This is a genomic window from Pseudomonas sp. GD03858, from assembly GCF_029840925.1.
GTDB lineage: Bacteria > Pseudomonadota > Gammaproteobacteria > Pseudomonadales > Pseudomonadaceae > Aquipseudomonas.
This window is the reverse complement of sequence record NZ_JAOCDM010000123.1, coordinates 1-17,050: the sequence shown is the minus strand read 5'-3', so window position 1 is coordinate 17,050 and position 17,050 is coordinate 1. Positions and strand designations below refer to the sequence as shown.

Here is a 17,050-nt window from a genome sequence, read left to right as displayed (position 1 = left end):
CAGGCCCCAGACTCGGTTATACTCGCGGGCTTTTCACCGAATTCGCACGAGAGCTGCCCGCCCATGGAAATCCAACCGATCCTGAACACCATCAAGGACCTCACCGAGCGTTCCCAGTCCATTCGGGGGTATCTTTGACTACGATCACAAACATGATCGTCTGGTCGAAGTAAACCGCGAGCTGGAAGACGCCGCTGTCTGGAACAAGCCCGAGTACGCCCAGGCCCTGGGCCGCGAGCGCGCCATGCTGGCACAGGTGGTCGAGACCCTCGATAAACTGGCCAACGGCCTGGCCGATTGCCAGGACCTGCTCGACATGGCCGTCGAGGAAAATGACGAAGGCGCCGTCGGCGACGTCGTGACCGAGCTGGAAGGCCTGGAAGAAAAACTGGCCCAGCTCGAGTTCCGTCGCATGTTCAGCGGCGAGATGGACCCGAACAACGCCTACCTGGACATCCAGGCCGGCTCCGGCGGCACCGAGGCCCAGGACTGGGCCAACATCCTGCTGCGCATGTACCTGCGCTGGGCCGACAAGCGCGGCTTCGACGCCACCATCATCGAACTGTCCGAAGGCGAAGTCGCCGGCATCAAGGGCGCCACCGTGCACATCAAGGGCGAGTATGCCTTCGGCTGGCTGCGCACCGAGATCGGCGTGCACCGCCTGGTGCGCAAGAGCCCGTTCGACTCCGGCGCCCGTCGCCATACCTCGTTCTCGGCGGTGTTCGTCTCGCCCGAGATCGACGACAAGGTCGAGATCGAGATCAACCCGTCCGACCTGCGCATCGACACCTACCGCTCCTCCGGTGCCGGTGGCCAGCACGTCAACACCACCGACTCGGCGGTGCGTATCACCCACGTGCCGACCAATACCGTGGTGGCCTGCCAGAACGAACGCTCCCAGCACGCCAACAAGGACACCGCCATGAAAATGCTGCGGGCCAAGTTGTACGAGCTGGAAATGCAAAAGCGCAACGCCGCCTCGCAGGCGTTGGAAGACAGTAAGTCGGACATCGGCTGGGGCCACCAGATCCGTTCCTACGTGCTCGACGACTCGCGGATCAAGGACCTGCGCACCGGCGTCGAGCGCAGCGACTGCCAGAAGGTCCTGGACGGCGATCTCGACCAGTACCTGGAAGCGAGCCTCAAGCAGGGGCTGTAAGCATCTCCGCCGTGGCGGGCCTGTGGGAGCGGGCTTGCCCCGCGATCCCTCCGCTACGAGGGCAACGAACACCTGATGGAAAGAATGACGACATGAGCGACCTCAAGACCGAAGCGCAAGACCTGCAACAGGAAGAAAACGCCCTGATCGCCCTGCGCAAGGAAAAACTTGCCGCAGAGCGCGCCAAGGGCAATGCCTTCCCCAACGACTTCCGCCGCGACAGCTACTGCGACGACCTGCAGAAGCAGTATGCGGACAAGACCAAGGAAGAGCTGGAAGCAGCTGCCATCCCGGTCAAGGTCGCCGGTCGCATCATGCTCAACCGTGGCTCGTTCATGGTCATCCAGGACATGACCGGCCGCATCCAGGTCTATGTCAACCGCAAGACCCTGCCGGAAGAAACCCTGGCTGCGGTCAAGACCTGGGACCTGGGCGACATCATCAGCGCCGAAGGCACCCTGGCCCGCTCCGGCAAGGGTGACCTGTACGTCGAGATGACCGACGTGCGCCTGCTGACCAAATCGCTGCGCCCGCTGCCGGACAAGCACCATGGCCTGACCGACACCGAGCAGCGCTACCGTCAGCGCTACGTCGACCTGATGGTCAACGAGGAAACCCGCCACACCTTCCGTGTGCGTTCGCAGGTGATCTCGCACATCCGCAAGTTCCTCATCGAGCGCGACTTCCTCGAAGTGGAAACCCCGATGCTGCAGACCATCCCGGGCGGCGCCGCGGCCAAGCCGTTCGAAACCCACCACAACGCGCTGGACATGGCCATGTTCCTGCGCATCGCGCCTGAGCTGTACCTCAAGCGCCTGGTGGTCGGTGGTTTCGAAAAAGTGTTCGAGATCAACCGCAACTTCCGCAACGAAGGCGTCTCGACCCGGCACAACCCCGAGTTCACCATGCTCGAGTTCTACCAGGCCTACGCCGACTACCGCGACAACATGGACCTCACCGAGGAACTGTTCCGCGAGCTGGCGCAGCTTGTCCTGGGAACCACCGATGTGCCGTACGGCGACAAGGTATTCCACTTCGGCGAGCCGTTCGCCCGCTTGTCGGTGTTCGACTCGATCCTCAAGTACAACCCTGAGCTGACCGCCGCCGACCTGCAGGACGTCGACCGTGCCCGTGAGATCGCCAAGAAAGCCGGCGCCAAGGTGCTCGGCCACGAAGGCCTGGGCAAGCTGCAGGTGATGATTTTCGAAGAGCTGGTCGAGCACAAGCTGGAACAGCCGCACTTCATCACCGAATACCCGTTCGAAGTCTCGCCACTGGCCCGTCGCAACGATGACAACCCGGCCGTGACCGACCGCTTCGAGCTGTTCATCGGTGGCCGCGAGATCGCCAACGCCTACTCCGAGCTCAACGACGCCGAAGACCAGGCCGAGCGCTTCCTGGCCCAGGTGGCCGAGAAGGACGCCGGTGACGACGAAGCGATGCACTACGATGCCGACTTCGTTCGCGCCCTGGAGTACGGCATGCCGCCGACCGCTGGTGAAGGCATCGGCATCGACCGTTTGGTGATGCTGCTGACCAACTCGCCGTCGATCCGCGATGTGATCCTGTTCCCGCACATGCGCCCACAGGCCTGAGCGAACTGAACAAGCCGCCTTTCGAGGCGGCTTTTTCATGCCTGAAGCTTTATGTTGTCAGTGCGGGCCTCTTCGCGGGTAAACCCGCTCCCACAGGAGGACGCGCATATCCTGTGGGAGCGGGTTTACCCGCGAAGAGGCCCGCACCGGCAACCCATTGTTCATGAGGTACCAACAGTGACCCCCGCAATGCCCCACCAGGGCGCCGCCGGCATCGCCACCGCCGTCGCCGAGAGCGTGCAATACCAGGGCCGCAAGACCGCCCGCCAGGGCAGCGAGCAGCGCCGCCAGCAGATCCTCGACGCCGCCATGCGCATCGTCGTGCGCGATGGCGTGCGCGGCGTGCGCCACCGCGCCGTGGCCGCCGAGGCCGATGTACCGCTGTCGGCCACCACCTACTACTTCAAGGACATCCAGGACCTGCTGGCCGACACCTTCGCCCAGTACGTCGAGCGCAGCGCGGCCTACATGGCCAAGCTGTGGGCCAACACCGAAGGCGTGCTGCGCCAATTGCTGGCCCAGGGCGACGGCACCCCCGAGGCCCGGGCGCACCTGGCCGACGAAGTGGCGCGCATGCTGGCCGACTACGTCCGGCGCCAGCTGAACAACCGCCGCGATTTCCTCATGGCCGAGCAGGCGTTCCGCCAGGAGGCGCTGCTGTGCCCGCGCCTGGCCGAACTGGTGCAGGCCCACGAGCAGATCCTGCTGCATGGCGCGCGGCAGATACTGCAGGTGGTCGGTTCGCCTCAGCCCGAGCAGGATGCCCAGATGTTGACGGCGATAATCGAGCAGATGGAATATCAGGGCCTGCTCAAGGATGCGAATGCGCAGGCCGATGAGCAGATGCTCGCTATCCTTGTCCGATACCTGCAGATGGTGCTGGCCTCGGCCTGAGTGGCGAACGATTTTTCAAGGAGAACCTGATGAAAGCCTGGCGTGTGGTGTTGTTGACCTTGTCATTCCTCCTGCTGGGCGGTTGTCTGGTGACCTTCGACGAGCCGTTGCCGGCCAACCAGCCGGCGCCCAAGGCACTGCTTGGGCAATGGAGCAGCAAGGACGCCTGGGGCGAGCCGCTCAAGCTGACTATCAGCCGCGCCGGGGGCAATACCTACAAGGCCGTGGCCCGGGCCCAGGGCAAGGCGCCCGAGGAATATGCCTTTACCGTGGCCCGGCACGGCAATCGCTGGTACCTCTCGGCCGGGGTGCCCAAGCGCCTGGGCGGCAACTTCCTGATTGGCGGTTTCGAGGTGATCGACGGCAAGCAACTGGTGGTCTACAACCTCGATGTCGAGCAGGTGCAGCAGGCCGTGGCGAAGAAAGAACTGACCGGGCGCACGACCCAGGTCGCGGAGGACAACGGCGAGGGCGTGCTCATCGACAGTCCGGCCGAGCGGGTGCTGGCGTACCTGGATGATCCGGCCAACTCCGATCTGTTCGTCGAGGTGGCGCGCTTCCAGCGTTCCGGTAAATAGCAGTGAACCTACCAGCCTCATCGCGGGGCAAGCCCGCTCCCACGCGTGGGAGCGGGCTTGCCCCGCGATGAGGCGCCCAGAAGGAGTCCCCGGGTGGACGAGTACCAGCAGACCATACGCACGCTGTCCGACCGCATCGTCGCCGCGCAAACCCCGATCCGCGTGCTTGACGCGGTCAAGTGGGACGACGGCATCCGCCAGGGTTTCCTCAAGGCCAAGGGCAAGGAGCCGCCGGCGGTGGACCGTGCCTATTACCAGCATCGCCCGCTGTCGTTCGACTCCAGCGCGCTGAAGGCCGAGTTCCAGAGCATCGAGCGCGACATCACGCGCCAATTGGGTCAGTTCAACCCGGTCGGGCAGATCATGCGGCGCATGTGCAAGGAGTACCGCATGGTGGTGCGTATGCTCGAAGCGCGTGGCACCGAGGACTTCGGGCTGATTTCCCAGGAACTCTACGGCGCCGCCTCCGATGCCTTCCACGCTGGTGACCCGACGTTGGCCGACCTGGGCCTTATGCTCTCGGACTACCTGAACAACATCGATGGCCGCGGCGACCTGAAGGACGAACCGAAGAACCTCACGGCCAAGGAGGCGGTGGATATTCTCCAGCGTCGCCTGAACAAGGTGTTCGGCGAAGCCGAGGAAACCATTCGCGTGTTCGAGTCCGACGGTATCGTCGCTGATGCCGCAGCGGGCGCCGACTACATCAAGGTGCGCGCCGACGCCATGTTCAACAGCCGCGATGTGCGCGCCCTGGAAGTGCATGAAGGCCTGGTGCACGTCGGCACCACGCTAAACGGCCTGAATCAGCCGATCTGCACCTTCCTGGCCAAGGGCCCGCCCTCGTCGACGGTGACCCAGGAGGGCCTGGCCATCCTCATGGAGGTGATCGCCTTCGCCTCCTATCCCAGCCGCCTGCGCAAGCTCACCAACCGCACCCGCGCCATCCACATGGTCGAGGAGGGCGCCGACTTCCTGCAGGTCTTCGAGTTCTTCCGTGGCCAGGGCTTCGAGATGGGCCAGAGCTACAGCAATGCCAGCCGGGTGTTCCGGGGCTCGGTGCCCAACGGCCTGCCATTCACCAAGGACTTGTCCTACCTCAAGGGCTTCATCATGGTTTACAACTACATTCAGTTGGCCGTGAAGAAGGGCAAGCTCGAGCAGATTCCGCTGCTGTTCTGTGGCAAGACCACCCTGGAAGACATGCGCACGCTACGCCAGCTGGTCGAGGAAGGGCTGGTGGAGCCGCCCAAGTACCTGCCCGAGCAGTTCCGCGACCTCAACGCGCTGTCGGCCTGGATGTGCTTCTCCAACTTCCTCAACCACCTGAGCCTGGACCGCATTGAAGCCGATTACGCGAACATTCTCTGACGCCTGCCGCCACCTCGTCGTCGGCCTCGGATTGCTGCTGTTGGGTGGTTGCAGCAGCTTGCTGTTCTACCCCGAGCCTGGCCAGCCGTTCACCCCGGAAAAGGCCCATCTGCAGTACCAGGACCTGACCCTGGTCGCCGCCGACGGCACGCGCTTGCATGGATGGTGGATCCCCGTGCCGCCGGGTGTCGAGATCAAAGGCACGGTGCTGCACCTGCATGGCAACGGCGGCAACCTGGCCTGGCACCTCGGGGGCAGCTACTGGCTGCCGAAAGAGGGCTACCAGGTGCTGATGATCGACTATCGCGGTTATGGGCTGTCCCAGGGCAAGCCAACCCTGCCTGAGGTGTATGGCGACATCGGCGCGGCGCTGGACTGGCTGGACACGGCGCCGCAGGCGCACGGCAAGCCTTTGGTGCTGCTGGGCCAGAGCCTCGGCGGGGCCATGGCCATCCATTACCTGGCCCAGCACCCCGAACAACGCCAACGCTTCAGCGCCCTGGTATTCGATGGCGTGCCGGCCAGTTACCGGGCGGTGGGGCGTTATGCCCTGAGCACTTCGTGGATGACCTGGCCACTGCAGGTGCCGCTGTCTTGGCTGGTGCCGGACGGCGACAGCGCGATCAACTCGATCGCACGCCTGGACAGCCCGCCGAAGCTGTTCTTCCACAGCATCGACGACAACCTCGTACCGTTGGAAAACGGCCTGCGCCTGTACCGTCAGGCGCCGCCTCCCCGGGTGTTGCAGCTGACCCGGGGCGATCATGTGCAGACCTTCGCCGATCCGACCTGGCGCCAGGTGATGCTGCGCTTCCTTGATGACCCTACCCACTTCAATGGTCTGCGCCGCCTGGCTGAAGTGCCCAACTACCCCGACGAGAAGAACAAGCAATGAGTGAAGAACGCAACGCCATCCCGCTGATCCTGACCGGTGTCGGCAGCATCATCGTGACGGTGGGAGCCCTCTGGTACTACGGCTACCTGCATTTCGCCAAGCCCGAGGACGCCTTGCTGCTGCAGGATTTCACCATGCTCAAGACCATTGCGGGAGAAGACTACAAGGTCTCGCTGACGCCGGCGCCGCAAGTGGCGCAGTGCATCGATGGCGTGCTGGTGCTGTTCGATACCGAGCAGAAGGGCCTGAGCGGCGTGCTGGTGGACAACCGCAAACGCGCGGTGCGCTGCATGGGGCAGGAAACGCCGCAGCAGGTGCAGTAAGCCAGGGACTTTGGGACCGCGACGCGGTCCATCGCGGGTAAACCCGCTCCCACAGGCCGTGCGCATGAACTTCAGGGCAAACGAACACCTGTGGGAGCGGGTTTACCCGCGATGGGCTGCAAGGCAGCCCCACTGCCTTCCCGGCTCAAGAAAAACCCCGCCATCAAGGCGGGGTTTTTCATTCAAGCGGTATCCGTTAGCGGACCTGGCTCACCGTACGTGGCGCCACTGGCTGGTTGTCGTTGGAGATGGTCACCTCCACCCGACGGTTCTGCGCACGGCCGGAGTTGCTGGAGTTGTCCGCGACCGGGTACTCCTTGCCGTAACCCTGGGCGACGATCCGTGCCGGGTCGACGCCGGCACGCACCAGTGCCATGCGCACCGCGCCGGCGCGGCGTTCGGACAGGGTCTGGTTGTAGTTGGCCGAACCGACGCTGTCGGTGTAACCCTCGACGATTACCTTGCGCTCTGGGTTTTCCTGGAGGAACTGGGCCAGTTTGGTGACATTGGGGTAGGCGCTGCTCTTGAGCACGGCCTTGTTGAAATCGAACAGCACGTCACCGAAGGTCACCAGGGTGCCTCGGTCGGTCTGCTTGGCGTTCAGGCTGTCCTGCAGCTTCTTGATCTGCGCGTCGCGGGCGTCGAGCTTGGCCTGGGCGCGTTGCGCGGCGGCGTTCTTCAGTTCACCTTCGGCGGTGCGCAGGGCAATGGTCTGCTTGGCTACCTCGACCCGCTGGTTGGTCAGATAGGCGAGCTGATCGACCTTCTTCGAGTCCTCGCGCTCCATGTATGCCTTGTCGGCCTTGTTCAGCCAGTCCTGGGCGTCCTTGGTCTCGAGCGCGGCGACCTTGCTCGACTGTGGGTCGCTCTGCAGGGCCGAGAAGTTGGTGCGGGCCGACTCGAGGTTGGCGTTCGGGTCGTGAGAGCAGGCGGCCAGGCCTACGCTCAGGGCCAGCAGGGCGGGAATCATGACGTAATTGCGCATAGTGTTCATCCTTTGATCTTTAACGAAGGCTCATGAGGCAGGGCAGGGCTCATTCGGCGCTGCGCAGGCCTTCCTCACGTACGTCGTTGATGCCCTGACGGGCATCCTGCACGGCTTTCTGGGCCTTGGCCGCCTGGGCCTTGCGCTCGGCCACGCGAGCATCCCATTCGGCCTGCTCGGCGAGCAGCTTGGCCTCGTCGTACTTCTTGTCGTGCATGGCGATCTCGGCCTTCTTGAACTTGTCCTGGGCGGCCTTCATCTCCACCGCGGCATATTCGGTGCCACCGGCGCTGACTGCCGAGTTGACCGCCGATTGGGTCACGGCGTACTGCTCGGTGGGCGGCTTGCCCGCGCAGCCCGCCAGCACCAGGCTGCTGCCCAGGGCCAGCGCGGCCAGCTTGAGCCCGCGCAGGTGAGTGGAGGAAGGTCGTTCGATGCGGGTCTTCATGGTGGTCAACTCCATTGGGTCACTCCTGTTAAACGACGATGGCCTCGCTGGGCTCATCGCTGTTCCCCTGTGCTCAGCGTCGGGCGAAAAAGCCCGTATTTACAGGGTTTTGCCGTGATGGCTATTGGCTGTGACCGAGGCGTTTTTTGAATAGTTCAGAAAAATTTGCACGCTAAAGACATTTTTTTCTGACTAATCAGTCAGCGGATTTTCCATGGAACTTCCGCTGTGGATGGCGGTATGCCGGGCCTTGCCCGGCATCGGCAAAGGCTCAGTGCGACTTGTCTTCCCGCACCCGGCCAAGGGCCTGCAGGTGGCGGCGGGAGAGGGCCAGGAAGCGCGGCGTGGGGCCGATGTCCTCGTACAGTGGGTCGCCTTCCTCGTCGGTGGCGATCACCTGCTGGCCCTTGATGTAGGGGAAGCTGGCCTCCAATTCCTCGAGCGCCGCCGCCACCAGTTCGCCCAGCAGTTCCTCGGGGCTGCGCTTGGGGTACATGTCGATCAGCGCGGCCAGGCGCGCTTCGGCTTCCATGTCCAGGTGCAGGACATGGCCGGTGGGGCTCAGGCGACCGGCGGCGTTCTGTTCCCAGTGCTGGGCGAGTTGGCGAATTTTCATGATGACCTCTGTCAAAGCCTGGTAATGGCATTGCTTCGGATGTCCTGTGTTCACTTTAGTTGCTCTGGCTGCTTCTGGCTTGCCAGGCGCGGGCGCGAGTGGGCACTCTTGGGCGCATGCGGTTTCCTGGAGTGGAGAAGGCTGATGAGTGATATCGATCTGCGCTTGCGCGAGGATGTGCACCTTTTGGGGGAACTGCTGGGCGAGACCATCCGCCAGCAGCATGGCGAGGCGTTCCTGCAGAAGATCGAGGACATTCGCCATAGCGCCAAGGCCGACCGCCGCGGCGAGGGTGAGCGGCTAAGCTCGACCCTGGGCGATCTGGCCGAGGAAGACCTGCTGCCGGTGGCGCGGGCGTTCAACCAGTTCCTCAACCTGGCCAATATCGCCGAGCAGTACCAGCTGATCCGCCGTCGCGAGGCTGACCAGCCCGAGCCCTTCGAGGCCCGGGTGCTGCCGGAGTTGCTGGCTCGCCTGAAAGCAGCGGGCCACGGTGACGATGAGCTGGCCCGGCAGCTGGGCAGGCTGAGCATCGAGCTGGTGCTCACCGCCCACCCGACCGAAGTGGCCCGTCGCACCCTGATCCAGAAGTACGATGCCATCGCCGCGCAGCTGGCCGCGCAGGATCATCGCGACCTGACGGCCACCGAGCGCCAGCAGGTGCGCGAACGCCTGCGCCGGCTGATCGCCGAGGCCTGGCACACCGAGGAGATCCGCCGTACCCGGCCGACGCCGGTGGATGAAGCCAAGTGGGGTTTCGCGGTCATCGAGCATTCGCTGTGGCAGGCGATTCCCAGCCATCTGCGCCAGGTCGACACGGCGCTGTTCGAGGCGACCGGGCTGCGCTTGCCGCTGGAGTCGGCGCCGGTGCGTTTCGCCTCGTGGATGGGGGGGGATCGCGACGGCAATCCCAACGTCACGGCGTCGGTCACCCGCGAAGTGCTGCTGTTGGCGCGCTGGATGGCCGCCGACCTGTTCCTGCGCGATATCGACGGACTGGCTGCCGAGCTGTCCATGCAGCAGGCCAGTACCGCCTTGCGTGAGCAGGTTGGCGACAGTGCCGAACCCTACCGGGCATTGCTCAAGCAGGTGCGTGACCGACTGCGCGCCACCCGCGCCTGGGCCCATGCCTCGTTGACGGCCACCCAGCCGACCAGTGCCGCAGTGCTGATCGACAATCGCGACCTGATCGCGCCGCTGCAGCTGTGCTATCAGTCGCTGCACGCGTGCGGCATGGGGGTGATCGCCGATGGGCCGCTGCTCGACACCCTGCGCCGGGCGGTGACGTTCGGCCTGTTCCTGGTGCGCCTGGATGTGCGCCAGGATGCCGCGCGTCATCGCGATGCGCTGTCAGAGATCACCGACTACCTCGGCCTCGGACGCTACGCCGATTGGGACGAGGAGCGGCGCATCGAGTTCCTCCAGGCCGAACTGAAGAATCGCCGTCCGTTGCTGCCGGCGCATTTCCAGCCCCAAGCCGACACGGCCGAGGTGCTTGCTACCTGTCGTGAGATCGCGGCGGCGCCTGCGGCGTCGCTTGGCTCCTACGTGATCTCCATGGCCGGCGCGGCCTCGGACGTGCTGGCGGTGCAGTTGTTGCTCAAGGAAGCCGGGTTGACCCGACCGATGCGCGTGGTGCCCCTGTTCGAGACCCTGGCCGACCTGGACAACGCCGGTCCCGTGATGGAGCGCCTGCTTGGCTTGCCGGGCTATCGCGCCGGGCTGCATGGGCCGCAGGAGGTGATGATCGGCTATTCCGACTCGGCCAAGGACGCCGGCACCACCGCAGCGGCCTGGGCGCAGTATCGCGCCCAGGAGAACCTGGTGCGCATCTGCCGTGAGCATCAGGTCGAACTGCTGCTGTTCCATGGCCGCGGCGGCACGGTCGGGCGCGGTGGCGGCCCGGCCCACGCGGCGATCCTGTCGCAGCCGCCTGGCTCGGTAGGCGGGCGTTTCCGCACCACCGAGCAGGGTGAGATGATTCGCTTCAAGTTCGGTTTGCCGGGTATCGCCGAGCAGAACCTCAACCTCTACCTGGCCGCCGTGCTCGAAGCGACCCTGTTGCCGCCGCCACCGCCGCAGCCGGCCTGGCGCGCACTGATGGACCAGTTGGCCGCCGACGGGGTCAAGGCCTACCGCGCGGTGGTTCGCGAGACGCCGGACTTCGTCGAGTATTTCCGTCAATCCACGCCCGAGCAGGAGCTGGGTCGTCTGCCCTTGGGCAGCCGCCCGGCCAAGCGACGCGCCGGTGGCATCGAGAGTCTGCGGGCGATTCCATGGATCTTCGGCTGGACGCAGACGCGGTTGATGCTGCCGGCCTGGCTGGGTTGGGAGACGGCCTTGAACAATGCGCTGGCGCGCGGGCAGGGTGAGCTGCTGGCGCAGATGCGCGAGCAATGGCCATTCTTCCGCACCCGCATCGATATGCTGGAAATGGTCCTGGCCAAGGCCGACGCGCAGATCGCCGAGGCCTACGACGAACGTCTGGTGCAACCCGAACTGCTGCCATTGGGCGCGCATCTGCGCGACCTATTGTCGCAGTCATGCCAGGTGGTACTGGGCCTGACCGGGCAACCGGTGCTACTGGCGCACAGCCCGGAAACCCTGGAATTCATCCGCCTGCGCAACACCTACCTCGACCCGCTGCACCGCCTGCAGGCCGAGTTGCTGGCACGCTCGCGCAGCCGCGAAGCCGCTCTGGACAGCCCGTTGGAGCAGGCCTTGCTGGTGACGGTGGCGGGGATCGCGGCAGGCTTGCGCAATACCGGATGAGGCAATCCAGCAAGGGGTTGCGCACAGGTGTCGTCAGACCCGCGGCATTCGCCCGGCGTCCGGTTGCGCCGGGCGCAACCTGTCCCCCGGCAGGCCGCAAGTGGCGCATTCCTGCCACTTTGGGACGCTTGTCGGGGGGGCGGGCGCTGTGTATCTTGAGCAGCCTTTTGACCGATTTTACGGTCTCGTCCGATTTTCCGGAGTTGGCCTTGTGCGCCGAATCCGTTGATTTGCATAGAAAAATATGAGGAGCACAAGATGCGCGTAATTCTGCTGGGAGCTCCCGGGGCCGGTAAAGGTACTCAGGCAAAGTTCATCACCGAGAAGTTCGGTATTCCGCAGATCTCCACCGGTGACATGCTGCGTGCCGCCGTCAAGGCCGGCACCCCGCTGGGCCTGGAACTGAAGAAGGTCATGGATGCCGGTCAGCTGGTCTCCGACGAGCTGATCATCAGCCTGGTCAAGGAGCGTATCGCCCAGCCAGACTGCGCCAACGGCTGCCTGTTCGACGGTTTCCCGCGGACCATCCCGCAGGCTGAAGCCATGGTCGCCGCCGGTGTCGATATCGATGCCGTGGTCGAGATCGCCGTGGACGACGAAGAGATCGTTGGCCGCATGGCCGGTCGCCGCGTGCACCTGGCTTCGGGCCGCACCTACCACATTCAGTACAACCCGCCGAAAGTGGAAGGCAAGGACGACGTCACCGGCGAAGACCTGATCCAGCGCGACGACGACAAGGAAGAAACCGTGCGCCATCGTCTGTCGGTCTACCACAGCCAGACCAAGCCGCTGGTGGACTTCTACCAGAAGCTGTCGGCCGCCAATGCCGGCAAGCCGAAGTACAGCCACATCGAAGGCGTAGGTTCGGTCGAGTCGATCACCGCCAAGGTCATGGCAGCGCTGAGCTGATCCATCGCCACGCGTCACCACGGCCCGCTTGCGGGCCGTTGTCGTTTATACTGCCGCTCTTTTTCCCTTGTCGCCTGGATACCTCGTTCGATGACCACCCTGCTGGCCCTGGATACCGCCACCGAAGCCTGTTCCGTCGCCCTGCTGCACGACGGCAAGGTGACCAGCCACTACGAGGTGGCCCCGCGCCTGCACGCGCAGAAGCTGCTGCCGATGATCAAGCAGTTGCTGGCCGACTCGGGCGTGGCGTTGAGCGCGCTGGATGCCATCGCCTTCGGCCGTGGACCGGGCGCCTTTACCGGTGTGCGCATCGCCATTGGTGTGGTCCAGGGTTTGGCGTTCGCCCTCGAGCGTCCGGTGCTGCCGGTTTCCAACCTGGCCGCGCTGGCCCAGGGCGCGCTGCGTGAGCGGGGCGCACAGCAGGTTGCCGCAGCCATCGATGCACGCATGGACGAGGTGTACTGGGGATGCTATCGCGCCGAGCAGGGCGAGATGCGCCTGATCGGCCAGGAAGCGGTGCTGGCGCCCGAGCGCGTAGCGCTGCCCGAAGGGCTGGGCGGTGAGTGGTTCGGTGCCGGCACCGGCTGGGGTTATGCCGAACGCCTGGCCGTGCAGGCCGCAGCCAGCGACGCCACGGCGTTGCCCAGCGCCCTGGATATCCTGACGCTGGCCAGCTTTGCCTGGGCCCGTGGCGAGGCGGTCGTCGCCGAACAGGCGCAACCTGTCTACCTGCGCGATAATGTGGCTACGCCCAAGGCACGCTGAAGGCAGTTCGTCGGCTATCGCCGTTCGAGATAAAACCTTTTGCGCGATCTGTGGTCCAGTTATCAGTTCGGGCATTAGCGAAGGATTCCTGATGCTGCTAAATTGCCATCATTGATCCTGAGTGCCCATTTCATGCGTATCGACGGCTTCTCCTCACAGAGCTACCCCCTCAAACGAGCGCCTCGCAAGGCGTCGGTGCGTGATGAGGCCATCGACGAGGCCGATGCCGAAATCATCGAAGACATCGATGCGCAGGTCAGCCGGGCCAGCCGTCGCGGCGAAGGCCTGCCGGCGCGCCAGCAGGACCTGATCTTCCCCCGTGCCCGCGATCGGCGGACCGCCTCGGCCCTGGCCAGCTACCTGACCACGGCTGGCTTCACCGACTGGGAGATGGAAGTGCTGGGGCTGGATCTGTACATTTGATGGATGACGCCATCTTCCCTTCCATATTTTCTCGGTTGTCCGTCCTGGGCTGAAAACGCCTGGCGCGACTACCTCTATCCCGCCGACGCTCGCTCCAGCGAATTTCTTGGGCTCTATAGCCAGGTCTTCAACGCGGTCGAGGGCAACACCACCTTCTATGCCCGCCCGGCGCCCTCGACCGTCGAGCGCTGGGCGCAGATCATGCCAGCGGGGTTTCGCTTCACGGCCAAGTTTCCCGGCGATGTCAGCCACGTGGGCGACCTGCGCGAACAGCTCGAGTCGGCGCGTGACTTCACGCGGCTCATGGCCCCGCTGGGCGAGCGCGTGTCACCCTACTGGCTGCAGTTGCCGGCGATGTTCGGCCCGACGCGCCTGGGCGAGTTGGCATATTTCCTCGACGAGATCGGCGTGCCCGTGGCGGTCGAGGTGCGCAACGATGCCTTCTTCGCCCGTGGCGAGGACGAGCGTCAGCTCAATCGGCTGCTGAATGAGCGGGGGGTGGAGCGTATCTGCCTGGACCCGCGTGCGCTGTTCAGCTGCGTTTCCCGTGAGCCGGCCGTGCTGCATGCCCAGTCCAAGAAGCCCAGGGTGCCACCACGTCCCGCAGCCTTCAGCCAGCATCCGCAGGTGCGTTTCATCGGTCACCCGGAGCTTGCGGCCAACGAGTCGTTCCTGACGCCCTGGGTCGACAAGGTTGCCGGCTGGATCGAAGAGGGGCGCAGCCCCTATGTGTTCCTGCATACTTCGGACAATCGCCTTGCCGCCGCGCTGGCCCAGCGTTTCCATCAACGCCTGATGGTCCGTCTGCCGGGCTTGCCGGCATTGCCTGAATTGCCGCGTGCTCCGGAGGTCGAACAGCTGGGGCTACTTTGATCTGACTGTCGGAGGCTGAACCATGGATGTACAAACCCTGCGAGCCGAAGCTTTCAAGGCGTTGCATGAGCGCGATGGCGCGTTCGTCATCGCCAATCCATGGGATGCCGGCAGCGCGCGGCTCCTGGCCAGCCTGGGCTTCGAGGCGCTGGCCACGACCAGCGCGGGCCTGGCGTTCAGCCTGGGGCGGCCGGATGCCGAAGGCGCGCTGACGCTCGAGGAAACCCTCGGCAATGCTCGCGCCATCGTCGATGCCACGCCGTTGCCGGTGGCGGCGGACCTGGAAAACGGCTTCGGTGATCTGCCCGAGGACTGCGCGCAGACCATCCTTCGCGCCGCGGAGGCGGGACTGGTGGGTGGTTCGATCGAAGATGCCAGCGGGCATAGCGACGCGCCGATCTATGACTTCGAGCTGTCCGTGGCGCGGGTGCGTGCGGCCGTGGCGGCGGCACGCGGCTTGCCGTTCCCTTTCATGCTCTGTGCCCGTGCCGAGAACCTGTTGCACGGTCGCCTCGATCTGGACGACACCATTGGCCGGCTGCAAGCCTATGCCGAGGCCGGGGCGGATGTGTTGTACGCGCCGGGGCTGCGCAGTGTCGATGAAATCCGTGCGGTGGTGCAGGCCGTGGCGCCGAAGCCGGTGAATGTGCTGATGGGCATGGCTGGTGTGCCGCTGAGCGTGAACCAGTTGCAGGATCTTGGGGTGAAGCGCATCAGTGTCGGCTCTTCGCTGGCGCGGGCCGCATTGGGTGCTTTCCAGCGCGCCGCGCTGGAGATTCGCGACCAGGGCACCTTCGGCTATGGCGAGCAGGCGCTGCCGTTCGCCGAGCTCAATGAGCTGTTCCGGCGCTGAGGGCTTATGGGGTTCAGGCGCTCAGGCGCACGTTGTTCAACACCACCGGGCGTGCCCAGTGGATATCGAACTCCAGATCGTTCTGCTGCCTGGCCAGGGTCTTGTCGTCGAAGGGCTCGGGCGCGGGGTCGAGCAGGTTCATCTCGAACTCGGCGATGGGCAGGAACAACGGACGTGGCGAGGGGCCTGGGCCGGGCTCGGCGATGGGCTGGCCCTGGCTCATGACCACCGGTCGCAACCAGCTGTTGTCGATGTCGAGCTGGCGTTGCTGCTCGATCAGTTCGGCGGTGCTGAACGGCTCGGGCGCGGGCTCCAGCAGATGGGCCTCGAGTTCCGCCTTGGGCAGGAACAGCGGCTCGGGCGGTGCCAGCTCGGTGTCGTGAACGGGCAGGGCACGCTGGGCGTCGATCAGGGCCAGCGCACGAGCACCGCCGACAGGTTCGCCACTCTCTTTGTCGCACTGCATCAGCGCTTGGCTGAAACCGTCGACCTCGCCTTCCTGCTGCTCGGCCATGGCGCGGGCAAAGAAGTCCTGCCACAGGTGGCTGACGCCACCCAGTGCCTGGGCGTTCTGCCGACCGTAGTTGCCGACAGGCGACAGGTAGGTCAAGCCGATGGGAAGAGTGTCTGACATGGCAGTCGCGCGCGTTGTGCTCTGGCAGAATAGCGGGATATTGCCTGTATCGGCTCTGGCCGGGGTTTCATTAATTTATTTCGGGTGCGGGAACGGATGGTTGAGCAACAGCAGGGCGCGGGGATCAGGGTCGAGGCGCTGGCGCCGGAATTCCAGGCGCAGGCCGAGGCGTGGGCTGAGCGCCTGGGCTTGCCGTTGGCGGACGAGGCGGCCGAGTTCGCTGTTCAGCTGGGGGCCGAGGGGTTGCAGATTCAGCAGTTGGGGCCCCAGGCGCCTGGGCCCGTGCGTGTGGATTTCGTCGAAGGCCAGGCGGCGCATCGGCGGCTGTACGGCGGTGGCAACGGGCAGATGATCGCCAAGGCGGTGGGCATCGCCCAGGGCGTGCGGCCGCAGGTGCTCGATGCCACGGCGGGGTTGGGCAAGGATGCATTCGTGCTGGCCAGCCTGGGCTGCCAGATGACTTTGATCGAGCGTCAGCCGTTGATTGCCGCGTTGCTCGAGGATGGCCTGGCACGGGCGCGTCAGGATGCCGAGGTTGGCGCGATCGTCGAGCGCATGCGGTTGATGACTGGCAATGCTATCGAGCGCATGCGGGCCTGGGAGGGGGAGGCGCCGCAGGTGATCTATCTTGACCCGATGTTTCCGCACCGGGACAAGAGTGCACTGGTGAAGAAGGAGATGCGGGTGTTTCGGCCCCTGGTCGGGGATGACCTGGATGCGCCGGCGTTGCTCGAGGCGGCGTTGGCGTTGGCCACGCACCGGGTGGTGGTCAAGCGGCCGCGCAAGGCGCCCATTATCGACGGGGTCAAGCCGAGTCATAGTCTGGAGGGGAAGTCGAGTCGCTACGATATCTATCCCAAGAAGGCTTTGAAGGTTTGAAGTTTGGCTAGGGTTTAAAGTTGGTTGGTGGTTGGTGGTTGGTGGTTGGTTTTGATAGTTGTATGCGCATTCATTTGT

The 17,050-nt window shown here is 64.8% G+C and carries 18 protein-coding genes; 14 read left to right on the top strand and 4 right to left on the bottom strand.

Annotated elements, in window-relative coordinates; genetic code table 11:
- Nucleotides 1-63: 63 nt before the first annotated feature.
- From prfB to N5D48_RS22875, 7 genes are all read left to right on the top strand, one after another.
- Nucleotides 64-1,159, top strand: a protein-coding gene (gene prfB / locus N5D48_RS22905; protein WP_096049476.1) for a peptide chain release factor 2 whose coding sequence is annotated in 2 segments (ribosomal slippage) — nucleotides 64-135 and nucleotides 137-1,159 — 1,095 coding nt in all. Because the reading frame shifts where the segments join, the coding sequence is not laid out codon by codon here.
- 92 nt (nucleotides 1,160-1,251) lie between these two features.
- The gene (gene lysS, locus N5D48_RS22900; RefSeq protein WP_279888218.1) at nucleotides 1,252-2,754 is read left to right on the top strand and encodes a lysine--tRNA ligase; all 1,503 of its coding nucleotides are present in this window, start codon (nucleotides 1,252-1,254) and stop codon (nucleotides 2,752-2,754) included.
- Nucleotides 2,755-2,943: 189 nt separating this feature from the next.
- A complete protein-coding gene (locus N5D48_RS22895; protein ID WP_279888219.1) occupies nucleotides 2,944-3,648 on the top strand; it encodes a TetR family transcriptional regulator in 705 nt (234 codons plus the stop codon).
- A 29-nt stretch (nucleotides 3,649-3,677) separates the two neighbouring features.
- On the top strand, nucleotides 3,678-4,226 hold the full coding sequence (locus N5D48_RS22890) for a hypothetical protein (RefSeq protein ID WP_279888216.1): 549 nt from the start codon (nucleotides 3,678-3,680) through the stop codon (nucleotides 4,224-4,226).
- A gap of 93 nt (nucleotides 4,227-4,319) precedes the next feature.
- Nucleotides 4,320-5,597, top strand: a complete 1,278-nt coding sequence (locus tag N5D48_RS22885) for a flavohemoglobin expression-modulating QEGLA motif protein (protein WP_279888215.1) — start codon at nucleotides 4,320-4,322, stop codon at nucleotides 5,595-5,597.
- Nucleotides 5,569-6,492 (top strand): alpha/beta hydrolase, encoded by a 924-nt coding sequence (locus N5D48_RS22880; RefSeq protein WP_279888214.1) that lies wholly within the window; start codon nucleotides 5,569-5,571, stop codon nucleotides 6,490-6,492. Before N5D48_RS22885 ends, N5D48_RS22880 begins: the two co-directional genes overlap by 29 nt.
- Nucleotides 6,489-6,815, top strand: coding sequence for a hypothetical protein (locus N5D48_RS22875; RefSeq protein WP_279888213.1), 327 nt, complete (start codon nucleotides 6,489-6,491; stop codon nucleotides 6,813-6,815). The genes N5D48_RS22880 and N5D48_RS22875 overlap by 4 nt, the downstream gene beginning before the upstream one ends.
- 196 nt (nucleotides 6,816-7,011) lie before the next feature.
- Here the strand turns inward: N5D48_RS22875 and N5D48_RS22870 are convergent, their stop codons facing one another.
- The 3 genes from N5D48_RS22870 to N5D48_RS22860 form a co-directional block, all read right to left on the bottom strand.
- Entirely contained in the window at nucleotides 7,012-7,800 is a 789-nt protein-coding gene (locus N5D48_RS22870) for an OmpA family protein (protein WP_279888212.1), read from the bottom strand.
- A gap of 49 nt (nucleotides 7,801-7,849) precedes the next feature.
- The gene (locus N5D48_RS22865; protein WP_279888211.1) at nucleotides 7,850-8,263 is read right to left on the bottom strand and encodes a DUF4398 domain-containing protein; all 414 of its coding nucleotides are present in this window, start codon (nucleotides 8,261-8,263) and stop codon (nucleotides 7,850-7,852) included.
- A gap of 256 nt (nucleotides 8,264-8,519) precedes the next feature.
- Nucleotides 8,520-8,864: a pilin assembly protein gene (locus N5D48_RS22860; protein WP_279888210.1), complete on the bottom strand. Its 345-nt coding sequence runs from the start codon at nucleotides 8,862-8,864 to the stop codon at nucleotides 8,520-8,522.
- A 144-nt stretch (nucleotides 8,865-9,008) separates the two neighbouring features.
- Here N5D48_RS22860 and ppc point away from each other — a divergent pair, with 144 nt between their 5' ends.
- The 6 genes from ppc (at nucleotide 9,009) to N5D48_RS22830 (ending at nucleotide 15,459) form a co-directional block, all read left to right on the top strand.
- Nucleotides 9,009-11,636 carry a phosphoenolpyruvate carboxylase gene (ppc, locus tag N5D48_RS22855; protein WP_279888208.1) on the top strand — a complete coding sequence of 876 codons (2,628 nt, stop codon included), beginning with the start codon at nucleotides 9,009-9,011 and terminating at the stop codon, nucleotides 11,634-11,636.
- A gap of 258 nt (nucleotides 11,637-11,894) precedes the next feature.
- Nucleotides 11,895-12,545: an adenylate kinase gene (adk, locus tag N5D48_RS22850; RefSeq protein ID WP_279888206.1), complete on the top strand. Its 651-nt coding sequence runs from the start codon at nucleotides 11,895-11,897 to the stop codon at nucleotides 12,543-12,545.
- Between the two features lie 90 nt (nucleotides 12,546-12,635).
- Entirely contained in the window at nucleotides 12,636-13,310 is a 675-nt protein-coding gene (tsaB, locus tag N5D48_RS22845) for a tRNA (adenosine(37)-N6)-threonylcarbamoyltransferase complex dimerization subunit type 1 TsaB (protein ID WP_279888204.1), read from the top strand.
- Between the two features lie 132 nt (nucleotides 13,311-13,442).
- Nucleotides 13,443-13,733: a hypothetical protein gene (locus N5D48_RS22840; protein ID WP_279888203.1), complete on the top strand. Its 291-nt coding sequence runs from the start codon at nucleotides 13,443-13,445 to the stop codon at nucleotides 13,731-13,733.
- Nucleotides 13,734-13,736: 3 nt separating this feature from the next.
- Complete coding sequence (locus tag N5D48_RS22835; RefSeq protein WP_279888202.1) at nucleotides 13,737-14,606, top strand: DUF72 domain-containing protein; 870 nt, start codon at nucleotides 13,737-13,739, stop codon at nucleotides 14,604-14,606.
- A gap of 22 nt (nucleotides 14,607-14,628) precedes the next feature.
- A complete protein-coding gene (locus tag N5D48_RS22830; protein ID WP_279888200.1) occupies nucleotides 14,629-15,459 on the top strand; it encodes an isocitrate lyase/phosphoenolpyruvate mutase family protein in 831 nt (276 codons plus the stop codon).
- A 13-nt stretch (nucleotides 15,460-15,472) separates the two neighbouring features.
- Here the strand turns inward: N5D48_RS22830 and N5D48_RS22825 are convergent, their stop codons facing one another.
- The gene (locus N5D48_RS22825) at nucleotides 15,473-16,093 is read right to left on the bottom strand and encodes an energy transducer TonB (protein WP_279888198.1); all 621 of its coding nucleotides are present in this window, start codon (nucleotides 16,091-16,093) and stop codon (nucleotides 15,473-15,475) included.
- A 96-nt stretch (nucleotides 16,094-16,189) separates the two neighbouring features.
- Between N5D48_RS22825 and N5D48_RS22820 the strand changes: the two genes are divergently transcribed.
- Nucleotides 16,190-16,972: a class I SAM-dependent methyltransferase gene (locus N5D48_RS22820; protein WP_279888196.1), complete on the top strand. Its 783-nt coding sequence runs from the start codon at nucleotides 16,190-16,192 to the stop codon at nucleotides 16,970-16,972.
- The last annotated feature ends 78 nt before the right edge of the window (nucleotides 16,973-17,050 follow it).